15 protein-coding genes, 1 tRNA gene and 1 rRNA gene are annotated in these 25,249 nt (G+C 71.6%); 13 read left to right on the top strand and 4 right to left on the bottom strand.

Features of this window, described 5'->3' with window-relative positions; translation table 11 throughout:
* From rrf to ACFZCY_RS36285, 3 genes are all read left to right on the top strand, one after another.
* Positions 1-93: ribosomal RNA gene (gene rrf / locus ACFZCY_RS36295) — 5S ribosomal RNA — on the top strand; the annotation flags it as partial.
* 96 nt (positions 94-189) lie between these two features.
* Positions 190-897, top strand: a complete 708-nt coding sequence (locus tag ACFZCY_RS36290; RefSeq protein ID WP_391183263.1) for a DegT/DnrJ/EryC1/StrS family aminotransferase — start codon at positions 190-192, stop codon at positions 895-897.
* Positions 898-960: 63 nt separating this feature from the next.
* A tRNA-Thr gene (locus tag ACFZCY_RS36285) sits at positions 961-1,033 on the top strand.
* 45 nt (positions 1,034-1,078) lie between these two features.
* Here the strand turns inward: ACFZCY_RS36285 and ACFZCY_RS36280 are convergent.
* On the bottom strand, positions 1,079-3,736 hold the full coding sequence (locus ACFZCY_RS36280) for a SpoIIE family protein phosphatase (RefSeq protein ID WP_391183261.1): 2,658 nt from the start codon (positions 3,734-3,736) through the stop codon (positions 1,079-1,081).
* Between the two features lie 250 nt (positions 3,737-3,986).
* Between ACFZCY_RS36280 and ACFZCY_RS36275 the strand changes: the two genes are divergently transcribed.
* The 10 genes from ACFZCY_RS36275 (at position 3,987) to ACFZCY_RS36230 (ending at position 18,993) form a co-directional block, all read left to right on the top strand.
* A complete protein-coding gene (locus tag ACFZCY_RS36275; protein ID WP_391183238.1) occupies positions 3,987-9,533 on the top strand; it encodes a HAMP domain-containing protein in 5,547 nt (1,848 codons plus the stop codon).
* A 297-nt stretch (positions 9,534-9,830) separates the two neighbouring features.
* A complete protein-coding gene (locus ACFZCY_RS36270; protein ID WP_009714629.1) occupies positions 9,831-10,505 on the top strand; it encodes a two-component system response regulator in 675 nt (224 codons plus the stop codon).
* Between the two features lie 162 nt (positions 10,506-10,667).
* Complete coding sequence (locus tag ACFZCY_RS36265) at positions 10,668-13,493, top strand: DNA translocase FtsK (protein WP_391183235.1); 2,826 nt, start codon at positions 10,668-10,670, stop codon at positions 13,491-13,493.
* 190 nt (positions 13,494-13,683) lie between these two features.
* Complete coding sequence (locus ACFZCY_RS36260) at positions 13,684-14,517, top strand: RodZ domain-containing protein (RefSeq protein WP_391183233.1); 834 nt, start codon at positions 13,684-13,686, stop codon at positions 14,515-14,517.
* Positions 14,518-14,585: 68 nt separating this feature from the next.
* Positions 14,586-16,082 carry a 30S ribosomal protein S12 methylthiotransferase RimO gene (gene rimO, locus ACFZCY_RS36255; protein ID WP_391183231.1) on the top strand — a complete coding sequence of 499 codons (1,497 nt, stop codon included), beginning with the start codon at positions 14,586-14,588 and terminating at the stop codon, positions 16,080-16,082.
* A complete protein-coding gene (gene pgsA / locus ACFZCY_RS36250; RefSeq protein WP_391183228.1) occupies positions 16,079-16,741 on the top strand; it encodes a CDP-diacylglycerol--glycerol-3-phosphate 3-phosphatidyltransferase in 663 nt (220 codons plus the stop codon). Before rimO ends, pgsA begins: the two co-directional genes overlap by 4 nt.
* Complete coding sequence (locus ACFZCY_RS36245; RefSeq protein ID WP_391183226.1) at positions 16,738-17,310, top strand: nicotinamide-nucleotide amidohydrolase family protein; 573 nt, start codon at positions 16,738-16,740, stop codon at positions 17,308-17,310. The genes pgsA and ACFZCY_RS36245 overlap by 4 nt, the downstream gene beginning before the upstream one ends.
* A gap of 109 nt (positions 17,311-17,419) precedes the next feature.
* On the top strand, positions 17,420-17,803 hold the full coding sequence (locus tag ACFZCY_RS36240) for a helix-turn-helix domain-containing protein (protein WP_055549938.1): 384 nt from the start codon (positions 17,420-17,422) through the stop codon (positions 17,801-17,803).
* A gap of 146 nt (positions 17,804-17,949) precedes the next feature.
* Positions 17,950-18,429: a DNA starvation/stationary phase protection protein gene (locus tag ACFZCY_RS36235; protein ID WP_361489282.1), complete on the top strand. Its 480-nt coding sequence runs from the start codon at positions 17,950-17,952 to the stop codon at positions 18,427-18,429.
* A 288-nt stretch (positions 18,430-18,717) separates the two neighbouring features.
* Positions 18,718-18,993 carry a hypothetical protein gene (locus ACFZCY_RS36230; RefSeq protein WP_391183222.1) on the top strand — a complete coding sequence of 92 codons (276 nt, stop codon included), beginning with the start codon at positions 18,718-18,720 and terminating at the stop codon, positions 18,991-18,993.
* Here ACFZCY_RS36230 and ACFZCY_RS36225 read toward each other — a convergent pair.
* From ACFZCY_RS36225 to ACFZCY_RS36215, 3 genes are read right to left on the bottom strand one after another with little or no spacing between them, the layout of a single operon-like run.
* On the bottom strand, positions 18,941-19,729 hold the full coding sequence (locus tag ACFZCY_RS36225) for an SDR family oxidoreductase (RefSeq protein WP_391183220.1): 789 nt from the start codon (positions 19,727-19,729) through the stop codon (positions 18,941-18,943). The genes ACFZCY_RS36230 and ACFZCY_RS36225 overlap by 53 nt on opposite strands.
* A 36-nt stretch (positions 19,730-19,765) precedes the next feature.
* A complete protein-coding gene (locus ACFZCY_RS36220; protein WP_391183217.1) occupies positions 19,766-20,566 on the bottom strand; it encodes a DNA-formamidopyrimidine glycosylase family protein in 801 nt (266 codons plus the stop codon).
* 10 nt (positions 20,567-20,576) lie between these two features.
* Entirely contained in the window at positions 20,577-25,244 is a 4,668-nt protein-coding gene (locus tag ACFZCY_RS36215) for an ATP-dependent helicase (RefSeq protein WP_391183215.1), read from the bottom strand.
* Between the last annotated feature and the right edge of the window lie 5 nt (positions 25,245-25,249).

Below are 25,249 nucleotides of genomic sequence, written 5' to 3'. Positions count from 1 at the left end.
ACGCCCGGTTACATTCCGAACCCGGAAGCTAAGCCTTTCAGCGCCGATGGTACTGCAGGGGGGACCCTGTGGGAGAGTAGGACGCCGCCGAACAAATATTGGAGAGAGGCCTGTCGGAACTTTGGTTCCCGACAGGCCTCTCTTTTTGTTGTGTTGCGGGCCACTCGGTGTTCATGTTGCGTGGGCAACATGCCGTTCATGGGGACTCCAACGGATGAGCTCAGGCGTGAGTTGACCCGGTCGGGCGTACGGCCGGGCGACGAGGTGATCGTGCCGTCCTACGGCACACCCGAAGCGGCGGAAGCGGTGCTTCTCGCCGGCGCGCGGCCGGTGTTCGTGGACATCGACGCCCAGACCTTCTGCATAGATCCGGCCGCGGTGGCCGAGGCGCTGACGCCCCGGACCGCGGCCATCGTGGCCATACACACCTTCGGACACCCGGCCGACATGGCGCGTCTCACCGAGCTGGGGCAGCGGCACGGCGTGCTGGTGATCGGACACGGCGCCGTGTGCGAGCCGGTCGGAGAGGTGCTGCGCCGACAGGCCAACGCGGCCTATCTGAACGGAAAGCTGCGCGGGGTCGTCACTCCCGCGGCCAAGCCCGGCCTGGAACACACCTATCAGCAGTACGTCGTGAGGGTGCCGGGCAATGGACGCCCGGACCGGGACGCGTTCGCCCGCACGCTGCGGTCTCGCGGCGTCGTGTGCCACGTGCCCATCCAGACCCCGGCGCACCGCACAGCGCGCTTCCGGCGCGATCTGTGGCTTGCGGAGACGGAGCGGGCGGCCGACGAATGCCTCGCTCTGCCCGTCGACCCGTCCATGTCGCGGCGGGAATTGCAGCGTGTGGTCTCGGCCTGCAACGCGCTGGGAGGCCTGTTGCAGTCAGCGGCCTGAGCGGCTGAAGGGCGGGTGGTCGAGAGCGTACTCGAGTTCGGGTATGATCTATCCCGTTGCCGCGCCCCAATAGCTCAGTCGGCAGAGCGTCTCCATGGTAAGGAGAAGGTCTACGGTTCGATTCCGTATTGGGGCTCTCCTGCGAAAGGCTCCCGCCAATTGGCGGGAGCCTTCGTCATGTTCAACCCCGCTGAGGTGCCGGAGCACCGTCCTGCCGCTCCGGGACGCGCATCGCGAGGATCGCCATGTCGTCGGACGGCGGTTCGGCCGCGAAGCGCTCGACCGCGCGCAGCACCCGGGCGGCCACCGCACCCGCGTTGAGCCCCGTGCAGGTGGTCAGGACGTCCACCAGGCCGTCGTCGCCGAGCATCCTGGTGCCCTCGCGCCGCTCGGTCACCCCGTCGGTGACGCACAGCAGGACGTCGCCGGGGTCGAGCGTCACCGTCTGCTCGTACAGCTCAAGGTCGTCCATGACGCCGAGCAGGGGCTGCGGTTCGGCCGCGGCCTCGATGGATCCGTCCTGGCGCAGTCGCAGCGGCAGCGGATGGCCCGCGCAGACGACCTTGAGCACGGCGCTGCCGTCCTGCTGCGGCCACAGCTCCCCGTAGAGCAGGGTGAGGAAGCGGCTGCGGGCGCCCTCGTCGAGGATCGCCGCGTTGAGCCGCTCCAGGACCGCCGGGCCGCCGAAGCCCTCACGGGCCAGCAGCCGCAGCGCGTGCCGGGCGAGACCGGTGACCGCGGCGGCCTCCGGGCCGGTGCCGCAGACGTCGCCGATGGCGAAGCCGTACGCGCTGTCGTTGATCGGGAAGAGGTCGTAGAAGTCGCCGCCGACCTCGTTGCCCTCGCCCGCCGCGCGGTAGATGACCTCGACCTCGACGCCGCCGGTGATCTCCGGAAGGGGCTCCGGCGGCAGCAGACTGCGCTGCAGGGACTGGCTGATGGCGGTGCGCTCCGAGTAGAGCCGCGCGTTGTCGAGCGCGAGGGCCGCCCGGCGGGAGAGGTCCTCGGCCAGCTCCAGGTTCTCCTGGCGGAAGTGCTCGTCGGTGGGCTTGCCGAGGGTGAGCATACCGATGACGCGGTTACGGGCCACCAGCGGCAGGACGACCGTCTCGCCGCCGACGGCCGAGGCGGTCGCGAGCGAGGCGCCCGGGCCGGAGGAGGGCCGGGCGGAGTCGCCGAGGCTGAGGCTGCGCAGCGAGGTGCGCAGCGCGGCCGCGTGGGCCGCCTCGTAGGGGCCGGTCCAGCCGCGGGCGCCGCCGGTCGGCACCTGCTCCGGTGGGTCGATCTTGGTGAGCAGGGCCTTGAGCCCGTCGATCCGGTCCTCGTCCTCATGCAGGACGTACGACAGCTCCGGGTCGGACGCCTGGTCGGCGACCGTATAGACGGCGCACCAGCTGGCCAGGGTGGGCACCGTCATCTGTGCCATGAGAGCCAGTGTCTGGTCGCGGTCGAGCGTGCCCGCGAGGAGATCGGACGCCTCGACGAGGAAGGAGAGGGAGCCGCGGCGCAGCTTCTCCAGCTCGGTGAGACGGGCGCGTTCGACGGCGAGGGCGATGCGGTCGGCGGCGAACTGGAGCCGCAGCGCCTCCTCGTTGCTGTACCGGCTGGGGGCCTCGGCGGCGACGCCGAGCGAGCCGGTGAGCCGGCCCTCGACCTTGAGGGGGACCGTGACGACCGAGCGCATACCGGTGTTGATGAGCAGGGGGACGGCGCCCGGCACGGCGGACAGGTCCTCGTGGACGGCAGGCATCCGGGCCGAGCCGTAGCGTCCGGTGCCGGTTTCGACGGGGACGCGGGCGAACCGCTGCCGGGCGGACGGCAGGCCAGTGGAGGCGCGTACTTCCAGCTCGGTTTCGTCGTCGGTGGCGAGCAGCAGATAGGCGGCGTCCCCGTCGAGCATGTCGCGGGCCCGTTCGACGGTGCGCTGGAGGAGCCCGTCGAGGTCGTCGGGGGCGGGGGAGCCGATGAAGACCTCGAAAGCGTCGCTGGACGGGCCGCCGCGCTCGGAGGAGTCGGAGGTGTCGGCCGCGGCGGCGCGCATCGGGCTCTGCAGGACGGCGCGCTCGCGGTCGCGGACCAGTAGACAGACGGTGGAGGGATCGCCGTCGGCATCGCGGATGCGCAGGTGGGAGGCGTAGACGGGGGAGACCCGGCCGTCGGCGCCGCGGATGCCGTACGAGCCCTCCCAGCGGGAGAGCTGGAGCGCCTCCGCGACGCCGGTGCTGGTGCCGGGGGTGTGCGGCCAGGCGGCGAGATCGGTGAGCGGCTTGCCGACGATCTGTTCCGGGCTGTAGCCGAACAGTTCCTGAGCGTCGTCGTTCCAGGCGCTGACGACTCCGTCGCTGTCGACCTGGACGACCGCGACCCGGACCCGGGAGTCGGCGAGCGGCAGGGCGCTGGAGGGCAGCGCGGGCCCGGCGGCCCGGGTGCCGGCCGGCCGTTCGGGGAAGTCGAGCTGGAACCAGACCTGCTTGTGGGTGGCCGTGTACTCGACGCCCCAGCGTGCGGCGAGTGCGGCGCACAGTAGCAGACCGCGGCCGCCCTCGCGGTCGGGGCTGCCGAAGTGGTGGCCGCCGTTGCTCTGGAGCGGAACCTCCCGCTCGGGGTAACGGTCGGCGACCTCGACGCGGACGCCGGTGTCCGCGCGGATGCACACGACATCGGCGGTGGTGCCGGCGTGCACCACCGCGTTGGTGACGAGTTCGCTGGTGAGGACCACCGCGTCGTCCACGATGTCGGTCAGGCCCCAGCCCTGCAGGGTGTCCCGGACAAAGGTGCGGGCGGCGGCGACCGAGCGTCCCACCGGCTCGAAGGTGGCGGCTGCCCGCGCGGTGATCACAGGTCTCCTCATATGTGTCTCGGCGAACTGCTCACCCATGACGCAGCGCCCCTCCGATGCCTGGCCGGATGCCAGGTTACTTACCTCGACCGCCCCCGCGAATGCCGGTCCGCCGTGATTCCACCCGGAGAGTGCTGTCGTCGGTGTGCGATGCTGCCGAACTGTTATGGCCTGGTTGGGCCATGGTGAAACACTGGGCAAGCTGGAAGAAGAACCCGACGAGGACGGTCAACCCTGCGGGAGGGACACGGTGGAGTCTGGCGCAGCGGCGCGGGGCACGAATACGCGCGCGAAAGGCGGACGGTCCCGGAGCAATGGGACGACCGAAGTGGATACGGCGGCCCTGAACCGGCTGCTGACCGCGATGACGGCGATGCGGGACGGCAACTTCCGCAAGCGGCTGACGGTCTCGGGCGAGGGCGTCATGTCCGAGATCGCCGCGGTCTTCAACGAGGTCGCGGACCGGAATCTGCAGCTCACGGGCGAGCTGACCCGGGTGCGGCGGGTGGTCGGCCGTGAGGGAAAACTCACTGAGCGGCTGGAGACCGGTGCCTGTGAGGGGCAGTGGGCGGCGGCTATTGACGCGTCCAACGCCTTGGTGGACGATCTTGTGCGGCCGGTGTCCGAGGTGGGCCGGGTGCTGTCCGCGGTCGCCGAGGGCGACCTGGAGCAGCGCATGGACCTGCGGGCACAGGGTGCCGACGGGTCGGCGCATCCGCTGCGCGGTGAGTTCCTCAAGGTGGGGCGCACCGTCAACGGGCTGGTGGATCAGCTTTCGGCGTTCACCGACGAGGTGACACGAGTCGCCAGTGAGGTCGGTACCGAGGGCAAGCTGGGCGGCCAGGCCCGGGTGCGTGGCATGTCGGGTTCGTGGAAGGACCTCACGGAGTCCGTCAACACGATGGCGTCCCGGCTCACCGCTCAGGTGCGGGACATCGCCCTGGTGACGACGGCGGTGGCCAAGGGTGACCTGTCCCGGAAGGTCACGGTCCATGTCTCCGGGGAGATGCTGGAGCTGAAGGAAACCGTCAACACGATGGTGGACCAGCTCTCCTCGTTCGCCGCCGAGGTGACGCGGGTCGCCCGTGAGGTGGGCACCGAGGGCGAGCTGGGCGGCCAGGCGAAGGTGCCGGGCGTCGCGGGCGTCTGGAAGGACCTGACCGACTCGGTCAACCTGATGGCCGGGAACCTCACCGCCCAGGTGCGTGGGATCGCCCAGGTCACGACGGCGGTCGCCAACGGTGATCTGTCGCAGAAGGTGACGGTGAGCGCACGCGGCGAGGTCGCGCAGCTGGCCGACACGATCAACACGATGACGGAGACGCTGCGCACCTTCGCGGACGAGGTCACGCGGGTGGCCAGCGAGGTCGGCGCCGAGGGGCTGCTGGGCGGTCAGGCGCAGGTGCCGGGTGCGGCGGGTACGTGGAAGGATCTCACCGATTCGGTGAACACCGCGTTCCGTAACCTGACGGCGCAGGTGCGGGACATCGCGCAGGTGACGACCGCGGTGGCCAACGGTGATCTGTCGCAGAAGGTCACCGTGGACGTGGCCGGGGAGATGCTGGAGCTGAAGAACACCGTCAACACGATGGTGGACCAGCTGCAGTCCTTCGGTGCCGAGGTGACCCGGGTGGCCCGGGAGATCGGCGTCGAGGGTGAGCTGGGCGGTCAGGCGCAGGTGCCGGGTGCGGCGGGCACGTGGAAGGACCTGACCGATTCGGTGAACACCGCCTTCCGCAACCTCACCGGACAGGTGCGCAACATCGCGCAGGTGACGACCGCGGTGGCCAATGGTGATCTGTCGCAGAAGGTCACCGTCGACGTCTCCGGCGAGATGCTCAAGCTGAAGAACACCGTGAACACCATGGTGGATCAGCTCTCCTCGTTCGCCGACCAGGTCACCCGCATGGCGCGGGACGTGGGCACCGAGGGGCGGCTGGGCGGCCAGGCCCGGGTGGACGGCGTCAGCGGCACCTGGAAGGATCTGACCGACTCCGTCAACTCGATGGCGGGGAACCTCACCTCGCAGGTGCGCGGTATCGCCCAGGTGACCACGGCGGTCGCCCGCGGCGATCTGTCGCAGAAGATCGAGGTGGACGCGCGCGGCGAGATCCTCGAACTCAAGAACACCATCAACACGATGGTGGACCAGCTGTCCGACTTCGCCGAGCAGGTCACCCGGGTCGCCCGCGAGGTCGGTACGGACGGCCGGCTGGGCGGTCAGGCGCAGGTGCCCGGTGTCGCGGGCGTCTGGCGCGATCTGACGGACTCGGTGAACGGCATGGCGGGCAACCTGACCGCTCAGGTCCGTAACATCGCGCAGGTCGCCACGGCGGTCGCGCGCGGTGACCTCTCGCAGAAGATCGACGTCGACGCCCGGGGCGAGATCCTGGAGCTGAAGAACACCCTCAACACGATGGTCGACCAGCTGTCGTCATTCGCGGAGGAGGTCACCCGGGTCGCCCGCGAGGTGGGCACCGAGGGGCAGTTGGGCGGCCAGGCCGAGGTGCAGGGGGTCTCCGGCACCTGGAAGGACCTGACCCAGTCCGTCAACGGCATGGCCAACAACCTGACGTCGCAGGTGCGTTCCATCGCCGAGGTGACGACGGCGGTCGCCAAGGGCGACCTGTCGAAGAAGATCACGGTGGACGCCAAGGGCGAGATCCTGGAGCTGGTCACCACCGTGAACACGATGGTGGACCAGCTGTCGTCGTTCGCCGAGCAGGTCACCCGGGTGGCCCGTGAGGTCGGTACGGAAGGGCAGTTGGGCGGTCAGGCGCGGGTGCCGGGCGTGACCGGCATCTGGAAGGACCTCAGCAACAACGTCAACCTGATGGCCAACAACCTGACCATCCAGGTGCGCAACATCTCGCAGGTCTCGGCCGCGGTCGCCAACGGCGATCTGACGAAGAAGGTGACGGTCGAGGCGCGCGGCGAGGTCGCGGCGCTGGCCGACACTGTCAACACGATGGTGACGACCCTGTCCTCGTTCGCGGACGAGGTCACCCGCGTGGCGCGCGAGGTGGGCACGGACGGCATCCTGGGCGGCCAGGCGCGGGTGCCGGGCGTGTCGGGGACGTGGAAGGACCTCACCGAGTCCGTGAACTCGATGGCGTCCAACCTGACCGGACAGGTGCGGAACATCGCGATGGTCACCACCGCGATCGCCCAGGGTGACCTGACCAAGAAGATCGACATCGAGGCGCGGGGCGAGATCCTCGAACTCAAGACCACGATCAACACGATGGTGGACCAGCTGTCCTCGTTCGCCGACCAGGTGACCCGGGTGGCCCGCGAGGTGGGCACCGAGGGGCAGTTGGGCGGTCAGGCGCGGGTGCGGGACGTGGCCGGCACCTGGAAGGACCTCACCGAGTCGGTGAACGAGATGGCGGGGAACCTGACCCGTCAGGTGCGCGCCATCGCCGAGGTCGCGACCGCGGTGACCCGCGGCGACCTCAACCTCAAGATCGACGTGGACGCCTCCGGCGAGATCCAGGTCCTCCAGGACCACATCAACACGATGATCGCCAACCTGCGCGAGACCACGCTCGCCAACAAGGAGCAGGACTGGCTGAAGGGCAACCTCGCCCGTATCTCCGGTCTGATGCAGGGGCGGCGCGACCTGGAGGACGTCGCCCGGCTGATCATGAGCGAGCTGACCCCGGTGGTCTCCGCCCAGCACGGCGCGTTCTTCCTGGCGGTCCCGGTCGGTGACGGCACCGAAGTGGTCGCGGACAGCACCGCCGAGGAGGGCTACGAGCTGCGGCTGGTCGGCTCCTACGGCTATGCCGTCGGCTCGATGCCCACGTCCTTCCGGCCCGGTGAGACGCTCATCGGCACGGTCGCCGAGGAGAAGCGCCCGATCCTGGTGGAGAACGTGCCGCCGGGCTATCTCAAGATCGCTTCGGGGCTGGGCGAGGCGGCCCCGGCCCATGTGATCGTGCTGCCGGTGCTCTTCGAGGGGCAGCTGCTGGGCGTGATCGAGCTGGCCTCGTTCCAGCCGTTCGCGCAGATCCAGAAGGACTTCCTCAACCAGATCGCCGAGATGATCGGCACCAGCGTCAACACCATCAGCGTCAACACCAAGACCGAGGTGCTGCTCAAGCAGTCCCAGGAGCTGACCGAGCAGCTGCGGGAGCGGTCGGCGGAGCTGGAGAACCGGCAGAAGGCGCTCCAGGCGTCCAACGCGGAGCTGGAGGAGAAGTCCGAGCGGCTGGCCCGGCAGAACCGCGACATCGAGGTGAAGAACACCGAGATCGAGGAGGCCCGGCAGGTGCTCGAGGAGCGCGCCGAGCAGCTCGCGGTGTCGATGCGCTACAAGAGCGAGTTCCTGGCGAACATGTCGCACGAGCTGCGTACGCCGCTCAACTCGCTGCTGATCCTCGCCAAGCTGCTCGCGGACAACGCCGAGGGCAATCTGTCGCCGAAGCAGGTGGAGTTCGCCGAGACCATCCACGGCGCCGGTTCGGACCTGCTGCAGCTGATCAACGACATCCTCGACCTGTCGAAGGTCGAGGCGGGCAAGATGGACGTGAGCCCGACGCGGATCGCCCTGGTCCAGCTCGTCGACTACGTGGAGGCGACGTTCCGGCCGCTGACCGCCGAGAAGGGCCTCGACTTCTCCGTCCGGGTCTCGCCGGAGCTTCCGGCGACGCTGCACACCGACGAGCAGCGGCTGCTGCAGGTGCTCCGCAACCTGCTGTCCAACGCGGTGAAGTTCACCGACGGCGGCGCCGTGGAGCTGGTCATCCGGTCGGCCGGGGTGGACGTGCCCAACGCCATCCGGGAACAGCTGCTGGAACACGGCGCGTTGCGCGACCCGGAGGCCGAGATGATCGCCTTCTCGGTCACCGACACCGGTATCGGCATCGCCGCGAGCAAGATGCGGGTCATCTTCGAGGCGTTCAAGCAGGCCGACGGGACCACCAGCAGGAAGTACGGCGGCACCGGCCTCGGCCTGTCCATCAGCCGGGAGATCGCCCGGCTGCTCGGCGGTGAGATCCACGCGGCCAGTGAGCCGGGCCGTGGTTCGACCTTCACGCTGTACCTGCCGCTGCACCCCAGCGAGCTGCCGCCGCAGGGCTACCCGCAGCTCACGCCGGGCAGCGCGGGGCCGCCGGCGCTGGAGGCGTACGACCCGGCCGAGGACGCGGAGGACGACGAGTCCGAGGACGCGGCGGAGCAGGCGCCGGAGCACGACGTCACAGCCGACGCCACGGCGCAGCGGACCCGCGGCGCCGCCGGGCTCTTCCGGCGGCGTCAGCGGGCCGAGCAGGAGCCGTCTCAGGCCTCCGAGCCGCAGCCCGCCGCCCCGGAGGTCCGCCGGAACGGCGGCCGGCCCGGCAGCCGGAACCCGCAGACCTCCGAGCCGTGGATGCTGGGCGGCCAGGATCTGGTGGCCCCGGAGCCTGCGGGCGGGTTCCACGGTGAGAAGGTGCTCATCGTCGACGACGACATCCGTAACGTCTTCGCGCTCACCAGCGTGCTGGAACAGCACGGCCTGCAGGTGCTCTACGCCGAGAACGGGCGGGAGGGCATCGAAGTCCTGGAGCAGCACGACGATGTGGTGCTCGTCCTGATGGACATCATGATGCCGGAGATGGACGGTTACGCCACGACGGCGGCGATCCGCAGGATGCCGCAGTTCGCCGGGCTGCCCATCATCGCGCTCACCGCGAAGGCGATGAAGGGCGACCGGGAGAAGAGCATCGAGGCGGGCGCGTCGGACTATGTCACCAAGCCCGTCGACACCGATCATCTCCTCACGGTGATGGAGCAGTGGATGTCGGATGAGTGACCAGGTGAAAGGCAGGGGAGTGTCCGATGGGACACCGGACGCCATCGTGGTGTTGACTGACTGTCGCCGAACACGTGTGGGAACGCGGGAATCGGGGAACCTTCTGGTCTCCCGCCGCGTTTCCGCTACGTGCACAGTGACATCGCGGTGACAGGGTGTGGCGAACAGCGGGGTGCGGCTACCATGACCGGCACAAGGACGGGCGACGCAAGGGAGTCGTCCCCTGGGGCGGCGCCCGGTGCTTCCCCCAGCGCTTCGAGCTGGGGAGACCCCAAGCCGGGACGAGGAGGACGGGGCATGGTGCAGAAGGCCAAGATCCTCCTGGTCGATGACCGGCCGGAGAATCTGCTGGCGCTGGAGGCCATTCTCTCCGCGCTCGATCAGACCCTGGTGCGGGCATCGTCAGGGGAGGAAGCGCTCAAGGCGCTGCTGACAGACGACTTCGCGGTGATCCTGCTGGACGTCCAGATGCCGGGCATGGACGGTTTCGAGACCGCGGCGCACATCAAGCGGCGGGAGCGGACCCGGGACATCCCGATCATCTTCCTCACCGCGATCAACCACGGTCCGCACCACACCTTCCGGGGCTATGCGGCGGGCGCGGTCGACTACATCTCCAAACCCTTCGACCCCTGGGTGCTCAGAGCGAAGGTCTCGGTCTTCGTCGATCTGTACATGAAGAACTGCCAGCTGCGGGAGCAGGCCTCCCTGCTGCGGCTGCAGTTGGAGGGTGGCCAGCCGGCCGCCGGCGACAAGGAGTCGGCCGGGCTGCTGGCCGAGCTGTCCGCGCGGCTCGCCGCCGTGGAGGAGCAGGCCGAGGCGCTGTCCAAGCAGCTGGACGAGTCGGCCGACGCGGCGGCGGTGGCCACCGCCGCCCATCTGGAGCGCAAGCTCACCGGTCTGCGTCGGGCCCTGGACGCGCTGGAGCCCGGCGCGGGCAGCGGAGCCGGTCAGGTCCCCTCGCAGAACTGAGCGCGGCACCGCCGCGCGGCCACCCGGCCGTTGACGTCCTGTCACTCTCCCCTCACCGTCCGGCCGGTGTCGCGCCCGGATGCGACACGGGTGTGACGTCGGTGGCGCCCGATACCCATGCCATACGTGCTCCGTACGGCGGACGCGGGTAATCTCGCCCCCATGGCCTCTCGTACGTCCGGCAAGGGTTCCCAGAGCACGGCGGGCACCTCGAAGAAGCGCGCCGGGCAGTCCGGAGGCGCTGTGAAGAAGGCGCCCGCGAAGAAGGCGGCGGCCAAGAAGGTGCCCGCCAAGAAGCCCGCCGCGCCCGTGAAGAAGGCGGCCCCGAAGAAGAAGGCGGCCGCCAAGGCCCCCGCGCCGCCCGCGCCCTACGCCACCAGCGGTGTGTACCGCGCCGCCCGCGCCGTCTGGATGGGCCTCGCGCGCACCGTCGCGGCGATGTTCCGCTCCATAGGGCGCGGCGCGAAGGGGCTCGATCCGGCCCACCGCAAGGACGGCAGCGCGCTGCTGCTGCTCGCCCTGGCCCTGATCGTCGCGGCCGGTACCTGGTCCAGTCTCGACGGTCCGGTCGGCGATCTGGTCGAGATGCTCGTCACCGGCGCCTTCGGCCGTCTGGACCTGGTGGTGCCGATACTCCTGGGCGCGATCGCGGGGCGGCTGTTCCTCCACCCCGAACGCCCCGAGGCCAACGGGCGGATCGTCATCGGCCTGTCCGCGCTGGTGATCGGCGTCCTCGGGCAGGTCCACATCGCCTGCGGTGCCCCCGGGCGCGGCCAGGGCGACGCGGCGATCCAGGACGCGGGCGGGCTGATCGGCTGGGCCGTCTCCCGGCCGCTGATCTACACGATGGGCGATGTGCTGGCCGTACCACTGCTGGTGCTGCTCACCGTCTTCGGGCTGCTGGTCGTCACCGCGACACCGGTCGCCGCGATTCCGCAGCGGCTGCGGTCGCTCGGCATCCGGCTCGGCCTGGTGCGGGACGAGGAGCAGGCGCACGGCTACGACGGCGACGCCGCCGCCGACGCCGGGTACGCCGACGAATGGCGCGAGAAGCCCGCCAGGCGGCCTCGCAGGACCTCGCTGGAGAAAGAGGGCGCGGACGGCGCCGTCGACCCCGAGCAGGCCGAGGAGGAGGCTCTGCGCAAGCGCCGGCGGCCGCGCCGGCAGTCGTCCGCCCAGCCCCCGCTGGACCGCCCCATGGACGCCGTGGACGTGGCGGCCGCCGCGGCCGCCTCGCTGGACGGCGCGGTGCTGCACGGCGTCCAGCCCTCACCGCTCGTCGCCGGACTCAGCAGCGGCATCTCGGGTGAGTACGACGAGCACGACGGCGTATCCGGCACCGGCGGCGCGCCGGGCACGCGCGAGGCCGGCAAGGCCGCGCCGGGCAAGGGCAAGAAGGGCCGGGCCGACGATTCCGCATCCGAGTGGACCGAGGTCCCCGACCTCACCCGGACCGCCGCCGAGCCGAGCGAACCGCTGCCGCCGCGCGCCGAGCAGCTGCAGATCTCCGGCGACATCACCTACGCGCTGCCCTCGCTCGACCTCCTGGAGCGCGGCGGCCCCGGCAAGACCCGCAGCGCCGCCAACGACGCCGTGGTGGAGTCGTTGTCGAAGGTGTTCTCGGAGTTCAAGGTGGACGCCGCGGTCACCGGCTTCACCCGCGGCCCGACGGTCACCCGCTACGAGGTGGAGCTGGGCCCGGCCGTCAAGGTCGAGCGGATCACGGCGCTGACCAAGAACATCGCGTACGCCGTCGCCAGCCCCGATGTGCGGATCATCAGCCCGATCCCCGGCAAATCGGCGGTCGGCATCGAAATCCCCAACAGCGACCGCGAGATGGTCAACCTCGGGGACGTGCTGCGCTCGGCCGACTCGATGGGCGAGACGCACCCGATGGTCGTCGGGCTCGGCAAGGACGTCGAAGGCGGCTACGTGGCGCACAACCTGGCCACCATGCCGCATGTGCTGGTGGCGGGCGCGACCGGTTCGGGTAAGTCGTCGTGCATCAACTGCCTGATCACTTCGATCATGGCGCGGGCGACCCCGGACGATGTGCGCATGGTGCTGGTCGACCCCAAGCGCGTGGAGCTGACCGCGTACGAGGGCATTCCGCATCTGATCACACCGATCATCACCAACCCCAAGCGCGCGGCCGAGGCCCTGCAATGGGTCGTCCGCGAAATGGATCTCCGCTACGACGACCTCGCCGCGTTCGGGTTCCGCCACATCGACGACTTCAACGCCGCGGTGCGCGCCGGAAAGGTGAAGCAGCCCGAGGGCAGCGAGCGGGAGCTCAAGCCGTATCCGTATCTGCTGGTGATCGTCGACGAGCTGGCGGACCTGATGATGGTCGCGCCGCGCGACGTCGAGGACTCCATCGTGCGGATCACGCAGCTGGCCCGGGCGGCGGGCATCCACCTGGTGCTGGCCACCCAGCGGCCGTCCGTGGACGTCGTCACCGGTCTGATCAAGGCGAACGTGCCCTCGCGGCTCGCCTTCGCCACCTCGTCGCTGGCCGACAGCCGGGTCATCCTGGACCAGGCGGGTGCCGAGAAGCTGATCGGCAAGGGCGACGGGCTGTTCCTGCCGATGGGCGCGAGCAAGCCGGTCCGGATGCAGGGCGCGTTCGTGACCGAGGCGGAGGTCCAGGCGGTCGTCGCGCACTGCAAGGAGCAGATGGCGCCGGTCTTCCGGGACGACGTCACGGTCGGGACGTCGAAGAAGAAGGAGATCGACGAGGAGATCGGCGATGATCTCGATCTGCTGTGCCAGGCCGCTGAGCTGGTGGTTTCCACGCAATTCGGGTCGACGTCGATGCTCCAGCGCAAGCTGCGGGTGGGGTTCGCGAAGGCGGGCCGGCTGATGGATCTCATGGAGTCACGCGGCGTGGTCGGCCCCAGCGAGGGCTCCAAGGCGCGCGATGTGCTCGTCAAGCCGGACGAATTGGATGGCGTGCTCGCGGTGATCCGCGGTAATGCTCACTCGTAAGGGTAAGGCGGGCAACCGTTTCCCCTGCCGAGACGTCAAGTTGAGGGAGGTGGCGGAGTGAGGTCCCGGACCGCAGGTCACAGGACAATCCCGATGGCGGACAAACTCCGTCCTCCCGCTTGCCCCACCCTTTCGCCCCACCCCTAGACTGAACCTCCAGCAGGTGGCTACACGCTCGAAAGGCGCCCCCGTGTCCATCGGCAACGATCTCGAAGACGGTAACTCCCCCGAAGAAGACCGGCCTTCCGTCGGTCGCGCCCTCCAGCAGGCCCGCATCGCCGCGGGGCTGACCGTCGACGAGGTCAGTTCCGTCACCCGGGTGCGCGTCCCCATAGTGCAGGGGATCGAGCAGGACGACTTCTCCCGCTGCGGCGGGGATGTGTACGCCCGGGGGCACATTCGTGTGCTCGCGCGCGCCGTCCGGCTCGACCCGGAGGCATTGATCAACCAATTCGACGCCGAGCACGGCGGCCGGCCCGAGCCGACCCCGGCGGCGCCACTGTTCGACGCCGAACGCATCCGCCCCGAACCCCGTCGGCCGAACTGGACGGCCGCGATGGTCGCCGCGATCGTCGCCGTCGTCGGATTCGTCGGTTTCACGCTTTTCAGTGGCGGTGACAAGAACGACGGCTCCTCGGTCGCCGGGGAGACCGGCTCGGCCAAACCGACCGCGTCCGCCTCCAGCAGCCCCAGCGCAGCCCCCAGCAAGTCCGGCGAGCGGAAGCCCGAGCCGTCCGAGAGCGCCATCGCGGGCGTCCCCGCGGACAAGGTCACCGTGAAGCTGACCGCCGAGGACGGCCAGAGCTGGATCTCCGCGCAGGACCACAACGGGCGGCTGATGGAAGAGGGCGTGCTGCGGAAGGGCCAGTCCAAGACCTTCAGCGACAGCAAGCGCATCGACCTGGTGCTGGGCAACGCCGGGGCGATCAAGCTCTTCGTGAACGGCAAGGAAGTCAAGAACCTGAGCGACAGCGGCACGGTCCAGCGTCTGAGCTACACCAAGGGCGATCCCGAAGCGGGCTGACCAGCCCGGCGGTGGGGGTGGCAGACCTGCCAGCGGAGGGCGGCGCTGTGACAAAGTAGTCTGAGGCCATGCCCGAACGCCGCACTGTCGCCCTTGTCACTCTTGGCTGCGCCCGTAACGAGGTGGACTCGGAGGAGCTCGCAGGCCGCTTGGCGGCGGACGGTTGGGAGCTCGTCGAGCAAGCCGCCGACGCCGACGTGGCCGTCGTCAACACCTGCGGCTTCGTCGAAGCCGCGAAGAAGGACTCGGTCGACGCCCTGCTGGAGGCGAACGATCTGAAGGAGCACGGCCGCACCCAGGCGGTCGTGGCCGTCGGCTGTATGGCCGAGCGGTACGGCAAGGAACTGGCCGAGGCGCTGCCCGAGGCCGACGGGGTGCTCGGCTTCGACGACTACACCGACATCTCCGGCCGGCTCCAGACCATCCTCTCCGGCGGCATCCACGCCTCCCACACCCCGCGCGACCGGCGCAAGCTGCTGCCGATCAGCCCCGCCGAGCGGCAGGACAGCTCCGCCGTGGCGCTGCCCGGCCACGCCCAGGACACCCCGCCCGAGGACCTGCCCGCCGGTGTCGCCCCGGCCTCCGGCCCGCGCGCCCCGCTGCGCCGCAGACTCGGGAACAGCCCCGTCGCCTCCGTGAAGCTGGCCTCCGGATGCGACCGGCGGTGCTCCTTCTGCGCCATTCCGTCCTTCCGTGGCTCGTTCATCTCCCGCCGGCCCTCCGATGTGCTGGGCGAGACCCGGTGGCTGGCCGAGCAGGGCGTGAAGGAGGTCATGCTGGTCTCCGAGAACAACACCTCCTACGGCAAGGACCTGGGCGACATCCGGCTGCTGGAGACCCTGCTGCCCGAGCTGGCCGCGGTGGACGGGATCGAGCGGATCCGGGTCAGCTACCTCCAGCCCGCCGAGATGCGGCCCGGGCTGATCGACGTGCTGACCTCGACCGAGAAGGTCGCCCCGTACTTCGACCTGTCCTTCCAGCACTCCTCGCCCGGCGTGCTGCGCCGGATGCGCCGCTTCGGCGACACCGACCGCTTCCTGGACCTGCTGGAACAGATCAGAGGCAAGGCGCCGCAGGCAGGCGCCCGCTCGAACTTCATCGTCGGATTCCCCGGCGAGACCGAGGACGACGTGGCCGAGCTGGAGCGTTTCATCAGTGAGGCGCGGCTCGACGCGATCGGCGTCTTCGGATACTCGGACGAGGACGGCACCGAGGCCGCGGGCTACGAGGACAAGGTCGACCCGGACGAGGTCGCGGAGCGGCTGGAGCACATCTCGCGGCTCGCGGAGGAGCTGACCGCCCAGCGGGCGGACGAGCGGCTCGGCGAGACCGTCGCGGTGCTGGTGGACGAGATCGACGACACCGGTGCCGTACTGGGCCGGGCGGCCCACCAGGCGCCCGAGACCGACGGGCAGACGCTGCTGCGCACGTCGGCCCGGCCCGCGGTGGGACGTATGGTCGAAGCGAAGGTGATCGCGGCGGAGGGAGTGGACCTCGTCGCGGAGCCGCTGGAACCGCTGGAGCAGCGGGGCGGCGGCGTGTGTACCGAGGAGGCGGCCAGATGACAGGCGTCCCGGCCTCCGCCGCGGGGAGCCACCACCGGACCGCCGCGGCCGCCCGGCCCGCCGGATTGTGGAACATCGCCAACATCCTCACCATGGCGCGCCTGGTCCTGGTGCCGGGGTTCGTTTTGTTGATGTTCCACAACGGCGGGTACGACCCGGCCTGGCGCGCCTACGCCTGGGCCGCCTTCGCGATCGCCATGATCACCGACCTGTTCGACGGGCATCTGGCCCGCCGGTACAACCTGGTCACCGACTTCGGCAAGATCGCCGACCCCATCGCGGACAAGGCGATCATGGGGGCGGCGCTGATCTGTCTGTCGGCCCTCGACGACCTGCCATGGTGGGTGACGGGCGTGATCCTCCTCCGTGAGCTGGGGATCACTCTGATGCGGTTCTGGGTGATCCGGATCGGGGTCATCCCGGCCAGCCGCGGCGGAAAGATGAAGACCCTCGCCCAGGGCGTGGCGGTGGGGATGTACATCCTCGTGCTCACCGGGCCGCTGGCCACGCTGCGGTTCTGGGTGATGGCCGTGGCCGTCGCCCTGACCGTCCTCACCGGCCTCGACTACGTACGGCAGGCCCTGGTGCTGCGCCGGGCGGGCCGCGCGGCGGAGAGCGGCGGTGTGGGGGAGGAGCCCGGGCAGGAACCGGCCCTATGAGCGGCGACGGGACGGCGGCGGCAGCGCGAGACGGTGGGGCGGCCGGGGACGGCGCTGCCGAGGGCGGTGCGGCCGAGGTGCTGGCGCTGCTGGTGCGGCGCGGGCAGACCGTGGCCGTCGCCGAGTCCCTGACCGGCGGCCTGGTGGCCGCCGAGCTGACCGCCGTGGACGGGGCCTCCCGCGCCTTCCGGGGCTCGGTGACCGCGTACGCCACCGATCTCAAGCGCGAGCTGCTGGGCGTGGACGGCACCCTGCTGGCCGAGCGCGGGGCGGTGGACGCGGAGGTCGCCCGGCAGATGGCCCGGGGCGTACGGCGCGCCCTGGGCGCCGACTGGGGCGTGGCGACCACCGGTGTGGCGGGTCCCACACCGCAGGACGGCCGGCCGGTGGGCACGGTCCACGTGGCCGTCGCAGGGCCCTCGAACAGCCCGGCGGCCGCGGCGCTGCGGCTGGAGGGGGACCGGGCCGGAATCCGCGCACAGAGCGTCCGCGCCGCGGTCAAGCTGCTGTTCAGCGAATTGATCGCGACAGCGGGGGCACAGGATACGGAACAACACGACGAATTTTGATGTTTGCAGCCCTGAGTGAACACGACATCGCTCCCCGCACGGGCACAGCCAGAGGCGGTACGGTGGGGCGAGAAGGATCCGGATCCGAGGTCCGAGGAGGGAGCCAGCGATGATTCTGCTCCGTCGCCTGCTGGGTGACGTGCTGCGCCGGCAGCGCCAGCGCCAGGGCCGTACTCTGCGCGAGGTTTCCTCCTCCGCCCGGGTGTCGCTCGGCTATCTGTCAGAGGTCGAGCGCGGGCAGAAGGAAGCCTCGTCCGAGCTGCTGTCGGCGATCTGCGACGCCCTGGACGTACGGATGTCACAGGTCATGCGCGAGGTCAGCGACGAGCTGTCGCTCGCGGAGCTGGCTGAGTCGGCCACGGCGAGCGAGAAGGTGCCCGCACCGATGCGGCCCATGCTCAATTCGGTGTCCGTCACCTCCGTGACGGGCGTCCCGGACGAGCGGGTGACCATCAAGTCGCCCAAGGAGGCAGTGGACGTCGTGGCGGCCTGACGGCCCCCACGTCAGCGCGGAAGCTCTTCGAGCCCCGGCCGGTAGCGATACCGGCCGGGGCTCGATGTTTGATCGGCGGCTTTCCGGTCACCTGACTGGTGGAGAGGTAATCAAGGGGGGCCAAACGGTCGAACAGGAGGAAGTGGATGTCTGTGGTCAAGAGCCCGCTCGCCGAGGAAAGCCTCAAGGTCGTCGGCGACGCTCTCCAAGGCGCCCTCGTCGACCTCGTCGACCTCGCCCTGGTGGGCAAGCAGATCCACTGGACGGTCATCGGACCGCGTTTCCGCACGGTTCACTTCCAGCTCGACGACGTGGTGTCGACCGCCAGGACGCATGCCGACACCGTCGCGGAGCGTGCCGCGGCGCTCGGGATCGCGCCGGACGGACGGGCCGAGACGGTGGCCAAGCAGAGCGCGGTCGGCACGGTCAAGGACGGCTGGACCCAGGACACGGATGCCGTGAGGGCGCTCGTGGACGCACTGGGGTCCGTGATCTCGCGCATGCGTGAGCGCATCGCCGCGACGGATGAGCCGGACCCGGTGACCCAGGACATTCTCATCGGGGTCACCCGTGACCTGGAGAAGCACCACTGGATGTTCCAGGCGGAGAACGTCAACGGACACTGAGTGACGAGACAGGCAGGACAGAGGCGGTAGTTCCGCTCGCACCCTGTGTGGTCATCGCCGGGGCAAGGTCCCCCGGCCTCCGGCGATGGCCGCACAGTCTGCGAGCTGACGGATGTCGGCTCAGGGGTCGGCCGCGGGTGTGCCCCGCTCTGGGTGCGCCCCGCGGTGCGGCTGGGCACACTGAGGGAGCGCGGAGGTCCGACACGCGCTGACGGGCCTTCTGTGCGCCCTCCCGCCGCGTGCGAACAGGCGTCTAGCGTCGCCCGCTAGTCGCCCGAAGGAGGCAGCATGGCAGCCGTGGGAGGGGCCGGCACCCTGCGCCGAAGGCCGGTTCGATGGGTGATCGCGCTCGTTCTCGGCTGTCTGTGGTGGTGGTCCGTGCTCCGGCTGGCGGTGCAGCCGTCCGAGGCAGGACCGGTCGAGGGGGCGTTCGCCGTCGGCGGCTGGGGGCTGAGCCTGCTGCCCGTGCACTGCGGACCCTCGCCCCGGCGCGGAAGCGTGCGTGAGCGGATCACCAGGGCATCGCGACTCCGCCATTCGGGCGCAGGATCTGGCCGGTCGTGAACGCGGAGGCGTCCGACGCCAGGTGCAGCACCGCATGGGCGACGTCATCCGGCTCGCCCACCCGCCCCAGCGGTGCGAGGCGGACCATGGGAGCCTCGGCGCGCCGCTGCTCCTCGGCGGTGCCGCGCCGCGTCATGGGCGTACGGACCCAGCCCGGGGCGACCGCGTTGACGCGGATGCCGTGGGGTCCCACCTCGGTGGCGAGGGTCCGGGTCAGCTGGACCACGGCGGCCTTGGCGACGCCGTAGCACAGCAGTCCGGGGGTGCCGGAGTCGATCGCGCCGGAGGCCATGGTGACGATGGATCCGCCGGCGCCGTGGTCGATCATGGCGCGGGCCGCCTCCTGGCAGCCGTACAGCACCCCCTTGAAGTTGACCGCCAGCACCCGGTCCAGATCGTCCTCCGCGGTCTCCAGGACCGGGCTGCGGTGCATGATCCCGGCGATGGCGGCCATCACGGAGAGATGGCCCCCGGTGCGGGCGGCCGCCGTGGCGGCGGCGGAGACGACGGCCGCGACCTGGGCGCGGTCGGTGACGTCGAGGGGGTGGGCGTGGGCGCTGCCGCCGTCGGCGGTGATGCGCTCCGCGGTCCGCCGGGCGCCCTTCCCGGCCAGATCGGCGCAGTGCACGACCGCCCCGGCCGCCGCCAGCAGGATGGCTGTCGCTCGGCCGATGCCGCTCGCGGCGCCGGTGACCAGTGCGGTGCGGCCCGTGAGGTCGTACGCCGTGACGCTCATGGGCCGACGGTACGACCGGATCTGACGACTCGTCAATTACTCTGCGGGGGGCGGCTCCGGCTGGCACCCCGGGCACCAGAAGGTCGTACGCTCCTGACCCGCGGTGCCCTGGTCCGTGGCGCGCACCGGCGTACCGCAGCGCGGACAGGGCCGCCCGGCGCGGCCGTACACCCACAGCCGCCGGCCGGGGCGATCGTGGGGCGTGGTGACCCGGGCCCGGCGCGTCCGGTTCGCCTCCAGAAGCCGCTTGGCGAGGGCCACCAGCCGCTCGGGGGAGGGGACGCGGCCGATCGGCAGCCAGGGCGGGATCCGCAGCAGGAAGCACAGCTCGCACTTGTACACATTGCCGATCCCGGCCAGGTTGCGCTGGTCCAGCAGCGCCTCGCCCACCGTGCGGGACGGATCGGCGAGCAGCCGTCTCAGCGCCTCGTCCGGATCCCAGTCCGGGCCGAGGAGGTCGGGCCCGAGGTGGCCCACCGCACGGTCTTCCTCCGCGGTGCGCATCAGCTCCAGGACCGGGAGGCGGTAGCCGACGGCGGTGCGCTCGGCCGTGGCCAGGACGGCGCGGATCTGGTGGTGCGGGCCGCCGCGCCAGCGCTCGCCACGGCCGTACACCAGCCAGGCGCCGTCCATCCGCAGATGGGAGTGGAGGGTCAGCCCGTCCTCCACCCGGGTGAGCAGATGCTTTCCGCGCGGGACCACCTCGAGGACCCGGCGGCCGGTGAGGTCGACGGTCGCCAGCCGGGGCACCCGCAGGTCGCAGCCGGTGAGCGGCGGGCCCGCCAGCGCGTCGTGGAGGCGCCGGGCCGTCTGCCAGACGGTGTCTCCCTCGGGCATCTCCGCCCCCTCAGGGACGCAGCCGCAGGCCGCGCGGGGTCGCGTGGAAGCCCGCGGCCTCCAGGACGCGCCCGATCGGCGAGGACAGCGCCGCGGCGCCGTTGACCCGCTCGACGGTCACCGAGCCGAGGGCGCCCGCGCGGGCCGACTGGGCCAGGGCCTCCACCGCGGTACGCAGCCGGGCGTCGTCCTCCGGGGACGCCGCCTCCGCCTCGCCCGCGGGCCAGGCGAGCAGGGTCTTGCCGCCGCGCTCCATGTAGAGGCTCAGCTCGCCGTCGGCGAGCACCACCAGCGCGCCCGCCTTGCGGCCCGGCCGGTGGTTCGCGCCCTCGGGCGGATCGGGCCAGGGGAGGGCCGCGCCGTACGCGTTGGCGGGGTCGGCGGCGGCGAGGACGACGGTGCGCGGGGAGGACGGCCCCGGCTGACCGCCGAAGGCCGCGCCCGCCGCCCGGTCGCGCGCCGTGCTGACCGCGCGCAGCCGGTCGACCGCGCCGTCCATCGCGAACTGCGCGGCGCCCAGCCCCTCCACCACATAGCCGCGGCGCGCCTGGCCGGTCTCCTCGAAGGCGGACAGCACCCGGTACGCGGCGGAGAAGCCGCCCTCGACCCCCTCGGCGGCGACCGCCCCGCGGGTGACCACGCCGTGCCGGTCCAGCAGGGTGCGGGCCAGGGCGTGCGCCCGGTGGGTGGGTTCGGGCTCGCGCTCCGGCAGCAGCGACCAGCGTCCGGCGACGGTCGGTGGCCCGCTGCGCGAGGCGGTGGGGCGGCCGGTGCGCGCGGTCAGCGTGCCGTACCGGCCCCGGGGGACCGAGCGCTTGGCGCGGTGGGCGGTGGCGCCCGCGGTGCGGCCCGAGCCCAGCAGGGAGCGCAGCGGGGCCAGGGTGTCGCCGGTGAGCCGCCCGGACCAGGCCAGGTCCCATATCGCCTCGGCGAGCTGGGCGTCCTGGAACTCGTGACCGGCGGCCCGGACCTGCTCGGCGATCTGCCGGAAGAACAGACCGAAGCCCCCGGCCAGCGCGTCCAGCACGGCCTGGTGGAGCGGTTCCGCCTCGAAGGGGTGCGGGGTGTGCAGGAGCAGCGGCGCCGTCTCGGCGAGATGGAGGCTGACCCAGCCGTCCTTGCCGGGCAGCGCGCCCGCCCCGGCCCAGACGACCTCACCGGCGGCGGTCAGCTCGTCGAGCATCGTCGGGCTGTAGTCGCCGACCCGGGAGGGCAGGACGAGCTTCTCCAGGGCGGACGCCGGGACCGGCGCCCCCTGCAGCTGCTCGATGGCGCGCACCAGCCCGTCGATGCCCCGCAGGCTGTGGGTGCCCAGATGCTGCCACTGGGGGAGGAAGGCGGCGAGCGCCGAGGGCGGTACGGGCTCCAGCTCCTGACGCAGCGCGGCCAGCGAGCGGCGGCGCAGCCGGCGCAGCACGGCGGCGTCGCACCATTCGTGCGCCGTTCCCGCAGGATGGAATTCGCCCTGGACGACGCGGCCGCTCGCGGCCAGGCGCTGCAGCGCGCCGTCGGTGACGGCCGTGCCCAGGCCCAGCCGGGCGGCCGCCTCGGCGGAGGTGAACGGGCCGTGGGTGCGGGCGAAGCGGGCCAGCAGATCGCCGAGCGGGTCCGCGACCGGTTCGGTGAACGCCTCGGGGACGCCGACCGGCAGCGCCGTGCCCAGCGCGTCGCGCAGCCGCCCCGCGTCCTCGACAGCCGCCCAGTGCTCCTCGCCCGCGATACGGACCCGGATGGCGCGCCGGGCCCGCTCCAGCTCCTCCGCCCACGCCGGTTCGGCGCCGCGCTCGGCCAGCTCGGCGCCGGTGAGCGGGCCGAGCAGCCGCAGCAGATCGGCGACGCCCTCGGTGTCCTTGACCCGGCGGTCCTCGGTGAGCCACTGCAGCTCGCGCTCCAGCTCGGCCAGGACATCGGCATCCAGCAGCTCGCGCAGCTCGGCCTGGCCCAGCAGCTCGGCCAGCAGCCGCGAGTCCAGGGAGAGGGCCGCGGCGCGCCGCTCGGCCAGCGGCGAGTCGCCCTCGTACAGGAACTGCGCGACGTAGCCGAAGAGCAGCGAGCGGGCGAAGGGGGACGGCTCCGGGGTGGTCACCTCCACCAGCCGCACCCGACGCGCCTCGAGGTCGCCCATCAGCTCGGCGAGGCCGGGCACGTCGAAGACGTCCTGCAGGCATTCGCGGACGGCCTCCAGGACGATGGGGAACGAACCGAACTCGCTCGCCACCTGGAGGAGCTGGGCGGCGCGCTGGCGCTGCTGCCACAGCGGGGTGCGCTTGCCGGGATCGCGGCGCGGCAACAGCAGGGCGCGGGCGGCGCATTCGCGGAACCGGGAGGCGAACAGGGCCGAGCCGCCGACCTGGTCGGTGACGATCTGGGACACCTCGCCCTGGTCGAAGGCGACATCGGCCGCGCCGATGGGGGACTGCTCGCCGTCGTACTCGGTGCCCTGCCGCATCGGATCCGCGTCCAGCAGGTCCAGGCCCATGAGGTCCGCGTCGGGCAGCCGCAGCACGATGCCGTCGTCCGCGTGCATCACCTGGGCGTCCATGCCGTACCGCTCGGACAGCCGCGCGCCGAGCGCGAGCGCCCAGGGGGCGTGGACCTGGGCCCCGAAGGGGGAGTGGACGACCACGCGCCAGTCGCCCAGCTCGTCACGGAAGCGCTCCACCACGATCGTCCGGTCGTCCGGCACATGGCCGCAGGCCTGGCGCTGTTCGCCGAGGTACGCGATCACGTTGTCGGCGGCCCAGGCGTCGAGCCCGGCGGCCAGCAGCCGCTCCCGGGCCTTCTCGGGGGCGAGGGCGCCGACCTCCCGCAGGAACGCGCCCAGCGCCCGGCCCAGTTCCAGCGGGCGGCCGAGCTGGTCGCCCTTCCAGAAGGGGAGCCGGCCGGGGACGCCGGGAGCGGGGGAGACCAGGACGCGGTCGCGGGTGATGTCCTCGATCCGCCAGGACGTGGTGCCCAGGGTGAACACATCGCCCACCCGGGACTCGTAGACCATCTCCTCGTCCAGCTCCCCGACCCTGCCGCCGCCCTTCTTCGGGTCCGCGCCCGCCAGGAAGACGCCGAACAGCCCGCGGTCGGGGATGGTGCCGCCGGAGGTCACCGCGAGCCGCTGCGCCCCCGGCCGCCCCGTGACCGTATGGGCGACCCGGTCCCACACCAGGCGCGGCCGCAGCTCGGCGAAGGCGTCGGAGGGATAGCGGCCCGCGAGCATGTCGAGGACCGAGGTGTACGCCGACTCCGGGAGCGAGGCGAACGGGGCGGCGCGGCGGACCAGGGCCAGCAGCTCCTCCACGTCCCAGCTGTCCATGGCCGTCATGGCGATGAGCTGCTGGGCGAGCACGTCCAGCGGGTTCGCGGGCACCCGCAGCGACTCGATGGCGCCCTCCCGCATCCGCTCGGTGACCACCGCCGCCTGCACCAGATCGCCGCGGTACTTGGGGAACACCACACCGGTGGAGACCGCGCCCACCTGGTGGCCCGCCCGGCCCACCCGCTGCAGCCCGGAGGCCACCGAGGGCGGCGACTCGACCTGGATCACCAGGTCCACCGCGCCCATGTCGATGCCCAGCTCCAGGCTGGAGGTGGCCACGACGGCGGGCAGCCGGCCCGCCTTCAGATCCTCCTCGACCAGGGCCCGCTGCTCCTTGGACACCGAGCCGTGGTGCGCGCGGGCGAGCAGCGCGGGCGCGCCACGGGCCGCACCGGCCTCCGCCATCAGCTCGGCGGGGGAGTGGTCCTCGGGCAGCGCCTCACCGGTGGCCCGCTCGTAGGCGATCTCGTTGAGCCGGTTGCACAGCCGCTCGGCCAGCCGGCGGGAGTTGGCGAAGACGATCGTGGACCGGTGCGCCTGCACCAGATCGGCGATCCGCTCCTCCACATGCGGCCAGATCGACGGCTTCTCGCCCGGCTGTCCGTCCTGGGCCGGGGAGCCGCCCAGCTCCCCCAGGTCCTCGACGGGGACGACCACCGACAGGTCGAACTCCTTGCCCGAGGGCGGCTGGACGATCTCCACCGCGCGCCGCGGCGACAGATAGCGCGCCACCTCGTCCACCGGGCGCACCGTCGCCGACAGGCCGATCCGCCGGGCGGGCCGGTCCAGCAACTCGTCCAGCCGCTCCAGGGACAGGGCGAGGTGCGCGCCGCGCTTCGTCCCCGCGACGGCGTGCACCTCGTCCAGGATCACCGTCTCCACTCCGCGCAGCGCCTCCCGGGTGGCGGAGGTGAGCATCAGGAACAGCGACTCGGGTGTGGTGATGAGGATGTCCGGCGGGCGGGTGGCCAGGGCGCGGCGCTCGGCGGCCGGGGTATCGCCGGAGCGGATGCCCACCCGGATCTCCGGCTCGGGCAGGCCCAGGCGCGCCGATTCGTGCCGGATGCCGGTGAGCGGGCTGCGCAGATTGCGCTCCACATCCACCGCCAGGGCCTTCAGCGGCGACACGTACAGCACCCGGCAGCGCTTGCGGGGCTCGGCGGGCGGGGGCTCGGCGGCCAGCCGGTCCAGCGCCGCCAGGAACGCCGCCAGCGTCTTGCCGGATCCGGTCGGGGCGACCACCAGCACGTCCGACCCTTCGCCGATCGCCCGCCACGCCCCTTCCTGGGCGGCCGTGGGCGCGGTGAAGGCGCCCGTGAACCACCCGCGGGTGGCCGGGGAGAATGCGTGCAGTGCCGACCGTGCCATGCCCC

The sequence above is a fragment of the Streptomyces sp. NPDC007983 genome (genome assembly GCF_042958345.1).
Classification (GTDB): Bacteria; Actinomycetota; Actinomycetes; order Streptomycetales; family Streptomycetaceae; genus Streptomyces.
This window is presented reverse-complemented; position numbering and strand designations above follow the sequence as displayed.

Excerpts from the sequence above, each read along its gene's own strand:
- ACFZCY_RS36290 (WP_391183263.1), top strand. The coding sequence starts at position 190 with ATGCCGTTCATGGGGACTCCAACGGATGAGCTCAGGCGTGAGTTGACC.
- ACFZCY_RS36270 (WP_009714629.1), top strand. The coding sequence starts at position 9,831 with ATGGTGCAGAAGGCCAAGATCCTCCTGGTCGATGACCGGCCGGAGAAT.
- ACFZCY_RS36265 (WP_391183235.1), top strand. The coding sequence starts at position 10,668 with ATGGCCTCTCGTACGTCCGGCAAGGGTTCCCAGAGCACGGCGGGCACC.
- rimO (WP_391183231.1), top strand. The coding sequence starts at position 14,586 with ATGCCCGAACGCCGCACTGTCGCCCTTGTCACTCTTGGCTGCGCCCGT.
- pgsA (WP_391183228.1), top strand. The coding sequence starts at position 16,079 with ATGACAGGCGTCCCGGCCTCCGCCGCGGGGAGCCACCACCGGACCGCC.
- ACFZCY_RS36245 (WP_391183226.1), top strand. The coding sequence starts at position 16,738 with ATGAGCGGCGACGGGACGGCGGCGGCAGCGCGAGACGGTGGGGCGGCC.
- ACFZCY_RS36240 (WP_055549938.1), top strand. The coding sequence starts at position 17,420 with ATGATTCTGCTCCGTCGCCTGCTGGGTGACGTGCTGCGCCGGCAGCGC.
- ACFZCY_RS36235 (WP_361489282.1), top strand. The coding sequence starts at position 17,950 with ATGTCTGTGGTCAAGAGCCCGCTCGCCGAGGAAAGCCTCAAGGTCGTC.
- ACFZCY_RS36230 (WP_391183222.1), top strand. The coding sequence starts at position 18,718 with ATGGCAGCCGTGGGAGGGGCCGGCACCCTGCGCCGAAGGCCGGTTCGA.
- ACFZCY_RS36225 (WP_391183220.1), bottom strand. The coding sequence starts at position 19,729 with ATGAGCGTCACGGCGTACGACCTCACGGGCCGCACCGCACTGGTCACC.
- ACFZCY_RS36220 (WP_391183217.1), bottom strand. The coding sequence starts at position 20,566 with ATGCCCGAGGGAGACACCGTCTGGCAGACGGCCCGGCGCCTCCACGAC.
- ACFZCY_RS36215 (WP_391183215.1), bottom strand. The coding sequence starts at position 25,244 with ATGGCACGGTCGGCACTGCACGCATTCTCCCCGGCCACCCGCGGGTGG.